Genomic DNA, 12484 nt, shown 5'->3' with positions numbered 1-12484 from the left:
AGTCCCTATTTGGTCATATTAAAAGCCCACGACTTTGCCATTTACTAATCGTCGTGGGCTATATATTTAAATAAAAAAGCGATTCTCATAATGAGAACCGCTTTTTATATGCTTAATATGCTGATTAACGAATTTCTTTAATTCTAGCAGCTTTACCACGTAATTCACGTAGGTAGTATAATTTAGCACGACGAACTTTACCACGACGTGGAACTTCGATTTTTTCGATTTTTGGTGTGTGTAATGGGAAAGTACGTTCCACACCTACACCTGAAGAAATCTTACGAACAGTGAAAGTTTCTGAAATACCTCCACCACGGCGTTTGATTACTACACCTTCGAATACTTGGATACGTTCACGTGTACCTTCAATAATACGTACGTGCACTTTTAAAGTGTCACCTGGACGGAATGAAGGTAAATCTGTGCGTAATTGCGATTGAGTTACTGCTTCGATTAATTTGTGATTACTCATTATTTTTTCTCTCCTTCAACCTATGTTCTTGCCTCGACAAAATATAGCAGCGGATCATAGTGATTTTTCGTGTGTCGCACACTTAAAATATGTTAGCACATTGCTAGTCTTTTTTCAATTGCTTTTTGTATCTTTCTACAATATCTTTTTCTTCAACTGTCATTGGATACCGTTCTAATAAATCTGGTCGTTTTACAAATGTACGTAGAATTTTTTGTTCATGTCGCCATCGATCAATATGAGCATGATTACCTGAAAGTAATACATCCGGTACACTCATCCCTTTATATTCTCGTGGTCTTGTATATTGTGGGAATTCTAATAAGCCATCTTGGAATGAATCATCTTCATGAGATTGTTGGTTACCTAAAACACCTGGTAATAATCTCACTATGGCGTCTGTCATCACCATTGCAGGTAATTCGCCTCCCGTTAATACATAGTCTCCCATAGAAATCTCGTCTGTAACTAAGTGTTCACGTATTCTTTCGTCATAGCCTTCGTAATGACCACAAATAAACACTACATGTTCTGATTGGCTTAGTTCATTTGCTATCGCTTGTGTAAATGGTTTGCCTTGCGGACACATTAAAATCACTCTTGTGTCATCTGTTTTTTCAATACTTTTCATTGCATTAAAAATGGGTTCAGGCTTTAATACCATGCCTTGACCACCACCAAAAGGATAATCATCCACTTGATTATGTTTATTTTCTGCAAAATGTCTAAAATCAACTGTATTGACTGTTAACATATTTTTATCTTGTGCACGCTTTAAAATGGATTGGTTTAAAACACCATTAAACATTTCTGGAAATAAAGTTAGAAAATCAATCTTCATTAATCCAACAATCCTTCCATTGGTGTAATTTGAATACGTCTACCCTCTACATCAATATCCTTAACAACATCAGCGATATATGGAATCAAGTACTCTTTGTCACCTTTAACTACCCACACGTCATTTGCGCCTGTTTCGAAAATTTCTGTAACGCGTCCAATTGGTGTATCATCGTCATCAAATACAGTGCAACCAATGATATCTGAATAATAAAATTCATGTTCACCGAGTTCTATTTCTTCATGATCTCGTTCTTGCATAATGGTTTCACCTTTTAAATATTCAATATCATTAATATTATTAATGCCTTCAAATGTCAACATATGAAGACCTTTATGCATACGATAAGAAGCAATTGTGAATTCTAATGGCTCTTTATTTTTACGTTCAATAATTACAAGCTCCCCAGGCTGAAAGCGTGTTTCTGTAAAATCTGAATTTGATTTTACTTTTATTTCTCCTTTAATACCATGTGTATTAACAATTTTACCTATCTCTACCTTCATATACGTGCCTCCACTATTATTTATCTATTAAAATTGATTATGTATGCTATGATTTGTCTTATTATTATAACATGTGAAGTTATAAGCAGTGACACAAATACAATATTCATGTAATGACATTTTTAAAATATCAACTTGCTTATATTATTATCGATAATGTCTATAAAAAAAGAGTACCCTTCAAGGTACCCTTACAAATCATATATTTGTTTATTTGTCGAAATCCTATTTTTGATCGTCAAATTTCTTCAAGATGCCTTCTCTTGATAAGATATTATGAACTGTATCAGTTGGTTTCGCACCATTTTTTAACCATTTAAGTGCTAATTCTTCGTCGATTTTAACTTCAGCTGCATTCACATTGTTTGGGTTGTAAGTACCGATTTGTTCGATATTACGACCGTCACGTGGTGCACGAGCATCAGCTGCTACGATACGATAGAATGGATTTCTTTTTGAACCTAAACGTGTTAAACGTAATTTAACTGCCATTTATATTCGCTCCTTTTGTTTTCATAGTTTTTATTTTCTACAAGAAATAATAATAACAGTAATTCAATAATTTGTAAAGAGTTTCTTCTTTACCAATTTCATTATTACGCAAAATTCTTTTTCTACTTTAATTCTTGGGAAGCCACATCTCCTTAATCACCCTTAACTTGACATAATTCACTAAAAAATATACATTTAACTTAAATTACATAACAAATGCACTAGGGGTGTTTCTAACTGAGATGAGTCTGACTCAAACCCTTTGAACCTGATCTAGTTTAAACTAGCGGAGGAAAGTGTGAAGTCTAGCATATTTCAATATTTTGAAGTACTTTGATACATATGTCGATATTCATTATACACAACCTTCTTTCAGGAGCGTTGTGTATTTTTTTATAGAAAATAAGGAGTGTATAAAATGAAAAAAATTGTAATTGTAACTGGTAGCAGTCGAGGATTAGGTGCGACAATCGTGAACACATTGGCGCAACAAGGACATAACGTTGTCATAAACTATCACAACAGCAGACAAGCTGCACAACAACTTGTAGATGAAATTGGAACTCATCAATCAATCGCTATCCAAGCAGATGTTACAAAACGCAATGAAATAGACGCGTTAGTTGAGAAAGCTACGCAATATTTTGGTCACATAGATGCTATAGTCAATAATGCACTTGTTGGCTTTAAATTTGACCCTGTTCAACAACAAGCATTTGTTGACCTTACATGGGAGGATTATCAACAACAAATTGATGGTACATTGAAAGCTGCTTTTAATTTGTGTCAAAGTGTTATACCTCAATTCATCGAAAGACAAAATGGCCATATCATTTCAATTGGTACAAATTTATTTCAAAATCCTGTCGTCCCTTATCATGAATATACAACAGCTAAAGCTGGTTTGATTGGTTTTTCACGCAATTTAGCTGCAGAATTAGGTCAATATGGTATCACATCTAATGTCGTTTCTGGCGGCTTATTAAAGACAACGGATGCAAGTGCAAGTACCACTACTGAAGTATTCGATTTAATTGCTCAAACCACTCCAATAAAAAAGGTAACCGCACCACAAGATGTTGCTAATATGGTTGCATATCTCTTATCAGATGAAGCAAATGGCATCACAGGTCAAAATTTTACAGTCGACGGTGGCTTAACAATGAACTAATAAGGAGGACTGAGTCATTCAATGACACAAGCACAACATTTAAACATCGGTGTACTTATCTATGCTTGTGGCCATCATCAGGCTGCATGGCGTATGCCACATTCAAGCATTGAGCGTATTGGTGATATTACTTATTATCAATCATTAGCAAGAACTGCAGAACAAGGCTTATTTGATGCCATATTTTTTGCTGACAATCAATCTTTTCCAGCTAGTTCGAAAAGTGATATGCCTGCATTTTGGTTTGATCCCCTCGTTAATTTAGCAGCAATATCACAAGTTACACAACATGTGGGCCTAGTTGCTACGATATCTAGTACATTCTCCAATCCATTCACAGCTGCTAGACAACTACTCAGTCTAGACCATATGAGTCAAGGTCGTGCTGGTTGGAATTTAGTAACGTCAATGACTGATATGGAAGCTGCTAATCATAGTATGGACCATTTACCTGAACACGAGGAACGCTATAAAAAAGCAGATGAATTTGCACAAGTGATGAATCGTTTACTCGAATCATGGTCAGTGGATGACTTTTTACACGATAAAGAAGATAATAAGTTAATCAATCCATCAGCAATCAACGCTATTAATCATGAAGGAGAACATTTCAATGTCCGTGGACCTTTAACAACCCCAAGTAGCCCTCAAGAGAAACCCATTGCAATGCAAGCGGGCGCCTCCGATCCTGGTATCGCATTAGCAACTAAATATGCTGATGCAGTTTATGCTGTTGCTTGGAATTTCAATCAAGCTAGCGCTTTCAAGAACAAATTAAATCAAAAATTGATACAAGAAGGTAAGCCCATAGATAGTTTGAAAGTATTTCCTGGATTAGTTACATATGTCGGACAAACTTATGAAGAAGCTTATGCAAAAAAACAAAAACTCGATGAATCTTTAGAAGTTGATACCGCTTTAAATCAATTAGCCTTTTTTATTCGTCAAAATTGCCATAGCTGGGATTTGGATGAACCGGTACCACCATTATCACCTGTCGAATCTTTTAAAGGACCTAAAGGACGCTATCAAACTGTGCTAGAAATCATTAAAGATAAAAATCCAACATTACGTGAGTTATTAGGTTATTTAAGTGCTGGAGGTGGGCATTTAACACTCATCGGAACACCAAAGGATATTGTAGATGAAATGGAACGCTGGTTTGACGCGGGTGTTGCGGATGGTTTTAACTTAATGCCTCCAGAATTTCCAAATAGTTTAGAAGATTTTGTCGATGATGTTGTGCCTGAATTACAAAAACGTGGATTGTATCGTACTGAATACGAAGGTACAACATTTAGAGAAAATATTGGAATTTAATAGTGATTCAACATCGTACGCTTTCTATTAGTTTATAGATTGGATATAGCACAAAAAAAGTAGTAATCCACGACTCTGCTGTGGATTACTACTTTTTAATTATTACTCAATTTAAGAAACACATTTTAAAACGGTAAATTCATACCATTCATCATATTTTCCATCTGTTTACGTTTTCCTTTTTTACCTTTGCCGCCACCGGAAAATTGTTTCATCATTTTCTTCATATCATTGAATTGTTTCATCAATCTGTTAACTTCTTGAACTGAACGTCCTGAGCCTTTAGCGATACGTTTTTTTCGAGATACATTTAAAGTATCTGGATCGTTACGTTCACTTGGTGTCATGGATTGTATAATTGCTTTAATATGATCGATTTGCTTTTCATTCATATTAAGTTTATCGATACCTTTCATCTTGTTCATACCCGGTATCATTTTCATAATATCATCTAAAGGACCAAGATTTTTCACTTGATCAAGTTGTTCTAAAAAGTCATCTAAAGTGAAGGAAGACGTGCGCATTTTCTTTTCTAAATCTTTTGCTTTGTCTTCATCTACATCTTGTTGTGCTTTTTCTATTAGACTTAGTACGTCACCCATACCGAGAATGCGAGATGCCATACGTTCAGGGTGGAATGGTTCTAAACCGTCTAATTTTTCACTCATACCAACAAATTTAATTGGTTTTTGAGTTACGGATCTAATGGATAACGCAGCACCACCGCGCGTATCACCATCGAGTTTAGTTAGCGTTACACCAGATACCTCTAATTGTTCATCAAAGGATTGTGCAACATTAACTGCATCTTGACCTGTCATTGCATCCACGACAAGCATGATTTCATGAGGTTTTGTGATTTCTTTAACATCACTTAACTCTTGCATTAATGCTTCATCAACGTGTAAACGACCTGCTGTATCAATAATAACAAAGTCTAAATGTTCTTCTTTAGCATGCTTAATTGCATTTTCTACAATTTGCTGCGGTTTGACTTGGTCACCTTCGCTATAAACTGGTATATCAATCTGTTTACCAACTGTTTGCAATTGATCTATTGCAGCCGGACGATAAATATCAGCAGCTACCAGCATAGGTTTTTTATTGTATTTTTTACGCATTAATAATGCGAGTTTACCTGCAGTTGTTGTTTTTCCGGCACCTTGTAAACCAACCATCATCACAACAGTAGGTGGTTTATTTGCCATCGTAATTGTTGAATTTTCCCCACCCATTAATTGGGTGAGTTCTTCTTGAACAATTTTAATCACTTGTTGTCCAGGTGTTAATGATTTCATAACATCTGAACCTAAAGCTCTATCTGATACAGTTTTGACAAAATCCTTTACAACTTTAAAGTTAACATCGGCTTCTAATAATGCGAGTCTAACTTCACGCATCATTAGCTTAATGTCTGCTTCTGTCACTTTACCTTTACCACGGATTTTTTGCATCGTTCCTTGTAAACGATCGGATAATCCTTCAAATGCCATATCAAATACCCTCCTTTTTGTTCTCTAATTAATCTAAATCTTCAAGTGCTTGAATATATTTTTTTATTTGTTCTGGATCATTAATATGTTGTTTTATTTGTTCATATAAGTTCTGTCTTTGTTCAAAATTTCGATATAATCCCAATTTTTCCTCATAATCTTCCACTAAATCGCCAGTTCTTCTTATGTTATCATACACTGCTTGGCGACTCACATCAAATGTATTAGCTATCTCACTCAATGAATAGTCTTGCAGGTAAAATAATTCTAAATAATTTCTTTGCTTCTTAGTGAGCAAGGCTTGATAAAAATCAAACAAGTAATTCATACGAATTGTTTTTATTAAATCATTTTGACTCATCAGATTGACCTTCAATTTCGTTCGATTGTTCATCAGTTACATCATCGACTTCTTCTACATTTTGCTCTATCATATCAGCAAACAGACCATATACATAACTTTCAGGATTGAATGGTTGCAAGTCATCTAATTTTTCACCTAAGCCAACATATTTAACTGGTATGTGCAATTCATTACGTATCGCTAATACAATACCACCTTTAGCAGTTCCATCTAGTTTAGTTAACACAATCCCTGTTACATTAGTCACTTCTTTAAACGATTTAGCTTGTGATAAGGCATTTTGTCCAGTTGTTGCGTCTAAACATAACAGTACTTCATGTGGTGCTTCAGGTACTGCACGGCTGATAACACGTTTTACTTTTTCTAATTCATTCATCAGATTAGATTTGTTTTGTAGACGACCCGCTGTATCACAAATTAAAATATCAATGCCTTTACTTTTCGCTGCATTAATTGCATCGTACATCACAGCAGCAGGATCTGAACCTTCATTTTGACTCATAACATCAACGCCAACGCGTTCTCCCCATACTTTTAACTGTTGGATTGCGCCTGCTCTGAAAGTGTCACCTGCAGCAAGCATAACTTTTTTACCTTCAGCTTGGTAACGATGAGCCAACTTACCAATTGTAGTTGTTTTACCTACGCCATTTACACCAACCATTAAAATAACATTCAGACCTTCGTTTTCTATATTCATGACTTCTGAGTGTTCATCATCTTGATGGTATATTTCAACAATTTTTTCTACGATAACCTCACGTAAATCTTCTGTTTCGGATATATTACGTTTTTGTGCTTCTTCTCTTAATTCTTCAACTAACTGCATAACTGTATTAAAACCAACATCTGCAGTAATTAACATTTCTTCTAATGCTTCAAAGAATTCTTCATCTACTTTACGGTAACGTGCGATTAAGTTGTTTAGTTGTGCTTGGAAATTTTCTCTTGATTTTTCTAAACCTGCTCTAAATTTCGCACCTAATTGTTGTGCCTCTATCTCTTCAAAATCCTCTATAGAAATTAGACCATCATCATCAAAATCGGCTTCTTTTAATTTTTTAGGTTTTTTCTTTGGTTCGTCTTCTTTCGTTTGATCCGTATCTTGTTGTTCTAATTCAGGTAATTGCTCTAAATCTTCTTGCTTATTTTCCGCTTCTGATGAAGAAGCAAATTTATCTTTTAACCGTTTGAAAAAGCTCATACTTGTTCCTCCTTAATGACTTCATCAATTGTATTTAAATTAACACTCACTAATTTAGATACGCCAGATTCTTGCATCGTCACACCATATAATCTATCTGAAAATTCCATTGTGCCTTTACGATGTGTAATAACTATAAATTGAGTCTGATCTGATAATTCTTTTAAGTATTGCGCGTAACGTATTACATTAGCTTCATCTAAAGCGGCTTCAACTTCATCTAAAATTACAAATGGTGCTGAGCGTACTTTAAGTATGGCAAATAATAATGCGATAGCACTTAGTGCTCTTTCCCCACCACTTAATAATGATAAGTGCTGTAGTTTTTTACCAGGTGGTTGCACAATAATATCCACACCCGCTGATAAATAATCATCATCAGTAAGGCGTAGTTCTGCTTGTCCGCCACCAAAAAGAGATTTAAACACATCAGCAAAGTGGCCTTGTACTGCATGGAACGTTTCTTTAAAACGATCTTTTACTTCTTGATCCATTTCATCAATCAATTGTTCTAAAGTTAATTTAGCTGCTCTTAAATCAGCACGTTGTTCATCTAAAAACGTATAGCGCGTATTAATTTCTTCAAATTGCTCAATTGCATTCAAATTAACAGGCCCTAGTTCTTCTATTGACATTTTTGTTAATTTTACTTTTTTACGTAATACATCAATCGCTTCATCTAATTCATATAATTCACTTGCACGTTCATAAGTTAAATGATAATCATCGCTCAAATGGTCAATCGCATGATTGATTAACACATCCAAACGTGACTGTTCTGCCTTGATATCTTGATAGCGATTTTCAATAGATAATATATCTTGGTTAGCCTCTTGAAGTTTTTGATCTGTCTCTTCAATTGTATCATTCAATTCTAGTCTGCGCGATTTAACGTCTTCTATATCAACAGTAAGTTTTTCTTTAGTAACCTTACTTTGTTCAATATGACTTTGAATCGTTTCAAATGCTTTTTCCCCAGTCATTTCATCTGAGTTAAATAATTTAATTTGCTCATCCAATTTTTCTTGTTGCTTCTCTACACTTTCCAATTGTTTAGTGATTTTTGTAAGAGATTGTTTTTGGGCATTTAAACGTTCTTTTACGACAGCTAAATCTGACTGTTTTTGATGTAATTGTTGTTGGGTTTGAGTGGTGCTTGCTTTACCTTCTTTTGATAATTTAGTGTAAAGATTGATGTCTTCTTCAAGTTTAAGTAATTGCGCTTTAATTTGGTCAAGTCTTTGTTTCTTTTCTGTTAACGTCTGCTTACTTGTTTCACTTTGATAACCATCATTTTTTTCGAATTCAAATTCTTCATGTTCATCTTTCAAATGTGCTTCACTTTTTCTCAAACGGTCTAATTCTAATTCAAAATCATGTAATCTTTGTTTTGCAGAATTATATTGTTGACTTGTTTCAAAATAATTTTCACTAATTTGATCTGACGCTTCTTTAATTGCTTGAAATTGCTTTTCGAATTCAATGGTTTGTTGTTGATAGTCTTCTAGTTGTGCTCGCATTTTAGCTAGATCATCTTTTTGTGCCAATATGCTTTTAGTTTTACGATCACCACCACCAGTCATCGATCCACCTGGGTTAACGATATCGCCCTCGAGCGTAACAATTCTAGTGCGATAACGAATTTTTCTTGCTAACTCATTTGCATTTTTTAATTCATCGACAATAATGGTGTTTCCTAATAAATTTTGTAATACATTCTGATAATCTGAATCGACTTGGATAGCCTCTGATGCAATATTAATGAATCCTTGGGACGTTTTTGCAGAATTTAAAATATCATTCGCAATATGTCTTGGTTGTATCACATTTAAAGGTAAAAAGGTCGCTCTACCCAATCCATTTTGTTTAAGATATTGAATCGCTTGTCTGCCATCTTTTTCAGAATCTACTATTACATGTTGTAAAGAGGCGCCTAAAGCTATTTCAATCGCTTTTGTTAAATCAGAAGGTACTTGAATAACTTCAGCAACTGCCCCTCGTATACCTGTAAGTTGTTTGTTTTTAGCTTTCAGAATATGCTTTACACCATTAAAAAAGTAACTATATTCTTCTTGTTGTGTTGCCGCACTATCAATACGAGACTTTAACTTTTCATTAAAACGATATGCTTGATGTAATTTTTCTTCATATTCACTACGTTGTTGTTTTAATTGTGTTAATTTACGTTCGTATTCATTCAATTGTTGTTCTGAGTTTTTCAGTTCTTTTTTCGTTGTTGTGCTTTGCTTTTCTGCCTCATTAATATCAGATTGAATATGCTTTAATTGTTCATACGCCTCTACTAACCTTGAATCTAAACGTGATTGTTTTGATTCATTTTCCTGTATCGTATGTTCTAAAAAGCGAATATCATTATTTACATCTGATTGTTCAGACATAAGTTGATAATATTCATCTTTAATGGTTTCAAGTTTTTCATCATGTTGTTCATCAGTAACATACAATTGTGATTCTAAATATTGTACTTTTTCATTTAATTCTTTTTGTTGGGCTTTTAATCTATCGATTTCTAACTGAACTTCTGTCTTCTCTTTATTTAAATTCTCAGCTTGATTTAATAGACTTTCTTGTTCTTCTTCAAAGCGTGCATTCGTTTCCGATTGATTTCTTTTTCGTTCTTCCAATACATTGAGCTGTCCTGTGAATTTTTCTACTTCTTCAGTTGCTTTGACCAACTCGAAATTTAATGACTCGATGCGTGTATCTAATTGTTGTCTTTCAGCTTTATATTTATTTAAAGATTGTGTATGTTGTACTTTTTCAGCATCCTTTGTTGCCTGCTGACTTTTTAAATGGTTTAAATTATCATCTAATTCATTAATATTGTCACTATATTGTTTTATATCATGGACCGTTACTAAGACGTCACTTTTTTCCATTTCTTTGGATAAGTGTTTGTATTCTTTTGCAATCGCGGCTTCTTCACGTAATGGTTCTACACGACCTTCTAAGTCATAAAGTATATCTTCTACGCGTGACAAATTATCTTCTGTTTGATCCAATTTTTGAACAGAAGTTGCTTTTCTTTTTTTATATTTTAAAACTCCAGCAGATTCTTCTAATATTTGCCTTCTATCTATAGGCTTAGCATTTAATATTTCGTCTACACGTCCTTGCGAAATAATACTGAACGCTTCTTTTCCTAACCCTGAATCTAAAAATAAATCAATGATATCTTTCAATCTTGCTCTATCATTATTCAAATAATATTCACTTTCGCCACTTCGATACAAACGACGTGTAACTGTTACTTCAGTTGAATCAACTTGTAACTTTCCAGAACTATTCTCTAATTTCAATTTTACTTCTGCATAATTTTGAGCTTTTCTATGCTCGGCGCCTGAAAATATAATATCTTCCATTTTGGCGCCACGTAATGATTTAGCTGACTGTTCACCTAACACCCATTTTATCGCATCAGTAATATTACTTTTACCGCTACCATTAGGTCCAACAATTGCTGTTACACCTTCATCAAATTGGACATTTGTATGTTCAGCAAATGACTTAAAACCAAAGGCATCTATAGATTTTAAATAAACCATACTATTCTCCTTTAAAATATTCCTGACTGTTCTACAGCACGGGAATGAAATGGCTAATTCATTTTAACTTCATTCGCCATTCATAACACTTATTCCATCTTATTATGATTAACTTAATTATTTAATCTTAGCTGTATATTTAAAAACGCAATTTTTCATTATATAAATGCTATGTCATCATTAATCATACTTATAACTATGATATTTCCATCTAGTGAATCATGATGTTTAAACGCATCCAATGTTAAGCGTTTTTATTTTTCAATATTTTATATGCACGTTCTGCAGCTTTTTGTTCAGATTCTTTTTTTGTTTTACCTTTGCCTTTTGCTACGGCATCTTCTTCTAGAATCACTTCAGAAGTAAAAAGACGATGGTGCGCCGGTCCTTCTTCATTTATCAGACGATATGTGACATCTCCCTTATTTTGTCTATGCACATATTCTTGAAATTGCGTCTTAAAGTCTACAACACCGTCCAATTCATCATCTTCCACATATGGGAAAATGATTTGTTCAGAAAATTGCCAGACTGCCTCTAATCCTTGGTCTAAATACAACGCTCCGACAAATGCTTCAAACGCATCGGATACAAGTGAAGGTCGTGTTCTACCACCTGTCTTTTCTTCGCCTTTACCTAATAAAATTAAATCGTTGAGCTGAATTTTATTCGCAAATATTACAAGTGAGGGCTCACAAACAATTGTTGCACGCATTTTAGTCAAATTACCTTCAGGCAATTCTGGGTATTTATCAAATAAATAGCGTGAAACCGTCAATTCTAATACCGCATCTCCTAAAAATTCTAATCGCTCATTGTGGTCAAGCCTGTTCATATTAAAGTCATTGATAAAGCTTGAATGAGAAAAAGCTTGTTGATATAAATCTACTCGGTTAAAATCTAAATTTAATTCTTGCATCTTTTTTTCAAACTTATTTTGGAATGTTTGTACCATTTCTTTCTTTTTTTGATTGGTCAATCTAGTTCCTCCTCAGAAATAGCGCTAGGATTCTGTATACCTTTATATTTTACGTGAAATCACATCAAAACTA

Annotated in this window: 11 protein-coding genes and 1 riboswitch; of the genes, 2 read left to right on the top strand and 9 right to left on the bottom strand. The window is 34.1% G+C overall.

Going from position 1 to position 12484, the window contains the following annotated elements; genetic code table 11:
* Positions 1-124: 124 nt before the first annotated feature.
* The 4 genes from rplS to rpsP form a co-directional block, all read right to left on the bottom strand.
* A complete protein-coding gene (rplS, locus tag KA893_RS09865) occupies positions 125-475 on the bottom strand; it encodes a 50S ribosomal protein L19 (protein ID WP_002483481.1) in 351 nt (116 codons plus the stop codon).
* A gap of 103 nt (positions 476-578) precedes the next feature.
* Positions 579-1316: a tRNA (guanosine(37)-N1)-methyltransferase TrmD gene (trmD, locus tag KA893_RS09860; protein ID WP_115347418.1), complete on the bottom strand. Its 738-nt coding sequence runs from the start codon at positions 1314-1316 to the stop codon at positions 579-581.
* Positions 1316-1822, bottom strand: a complete 507-nt coding sequence (gene rimM / locus KA893_RS09855) for a ribosome maturation factor RimM (protein WP_002483483.1) — start codon at positions 1820-1822, stop codon at positions 1316-1318. The genes trmD and rimM overlap by 1 nt, the downstream gene beginning before the upstream one ends.
* Positions 1823-2047: 225 nt before the next feature.
* The gene (gene rpsP / locus KA893_RS09850) at positions 2048-2314 is read right to left on the bottom strand and encodes a 30S ribosomal protein S16 (RefSeq protein WP_002483484.1); all 267 of its coding nucleotides are present in this window, start codon (positions 2312-2314) and stop codon (positions 2048-2050) included.
* Positions 2315-2527: 213 nt separating this feature from the next.
* A riboswitch (TPP riboswitch) is annotated at positions 2528-2626 on the top strand.
* Between the two features lie 106 nt (positions 2627-2732).
* On the opposite strand from rpsP, the gene KA893_RS09845 reads away from it, so the two are divergent.
* Together KA893_RS09845 and KA893_RS09840 are read left to right on the top strand one after the other, a co-directional pair.
* On the top strand, positions 2733-3485 hold the full coding sequence (locus tag KA893_RS09845; RefSeq protein ID WP_194375937.1) for a 3-oxoacyl-ACP reductase: 753 nt from the start codon (positions 2733-2735) through the stop codon (positions 3483-3485).
* Between the two features lie 21 nt (positions 3486-3506).
* Complete coding sequence (locus KA893_RS09840; protein ID WP_041080442.1) at positions 3507-4805, top strand: LLM class flavin-dependent oxidoreductase; 1299 nt, start codon at positions 3507-3509, stop codon at positions 4803-4805.
* A gap of 125 nt (positions 4806-4930) precedes the next feature.
* On the opposite strand, the gene ffh is transcribed toward KA893_RS09840, so the two are convergent.
* The 5 genes from ffh to rnc form a co-directional block, all read right to left on the bottom strand.
* Positions 4931-6298 carry a signal recognition particle protein gene (ffh, locus tag KA893_RS09835; RefSeq protein ID WP_041080441.1) on the bottom strand — a complete coding sequence of 456 codons (1368 nt, stop codon included), beginning with the start codon at positions 6296-6298 and terminating at the stop codon, positions 4931-4933.
* A gap of 28 nt (positions 6299-6326) precedes the next feature.
* Positions 6327-6659, bottom strand: a complete 333-nt coding sequence (locus KA893_RS09830) for a putative DNA-binding protein (RefSeq protein WP_011303280.1) — start codon at positions 6657-6659, stop codon at positions 6327-6329.
* Complete coding sequence (gene ftsY / locus KA893_RS09825) at positions 6646-7866, bottom strand: signal recognition particle-docking protein FtsY (RefSeq protein WP_002483489.1); 1221 nt, start codon at positions 7864-7866, stop codon at positions 6646-6648. Before ftsY ends, KA893_RS09830 begins: the two co-directional genes overlap by 14 nt.
* Entirely contained in the window at positions 7863-11432 is a 3570-nt protein-coding gene (smc, locus tag KA893_RS09820) for a chromosome segregation protein SMC (RefSeq protein WP_194375936.1), read from the bottom strand. The genes ftsY and smc overlap by 4 nt, the downstream gene beginning before the upstream one ends.
* 244 nt (positions 11433-11676) lie before the next feature.
* Positions 11677-12411, bottom strand: coding sequence for a ribonuclease III (rnc, locus tag KA893_RS09815; protein ID WP_069825848.1), 735 nt, complete (start codon positions 12409-12411; stop codon positions 11677-11679).
* Positions 12412-12484 lie beyond the last annotated feature (73 nt).

It is taken from the genome of Staphylococcus sp. GDY8P126P, from assembly GCF_017891965.1.
GTDB classification, from domain to species: domain Bacteria; phylum Bacillota; class Bacilli; order Staphylococcales; family Staphylococcaceae; genus Staphylococcus; species Staphylococcus saprophyticus.
The sequence above is the reverse complement of the archived record's forward strand: the minus strand, read 5'-3'. Positions and strand labels throughout refer to the sequence as shown.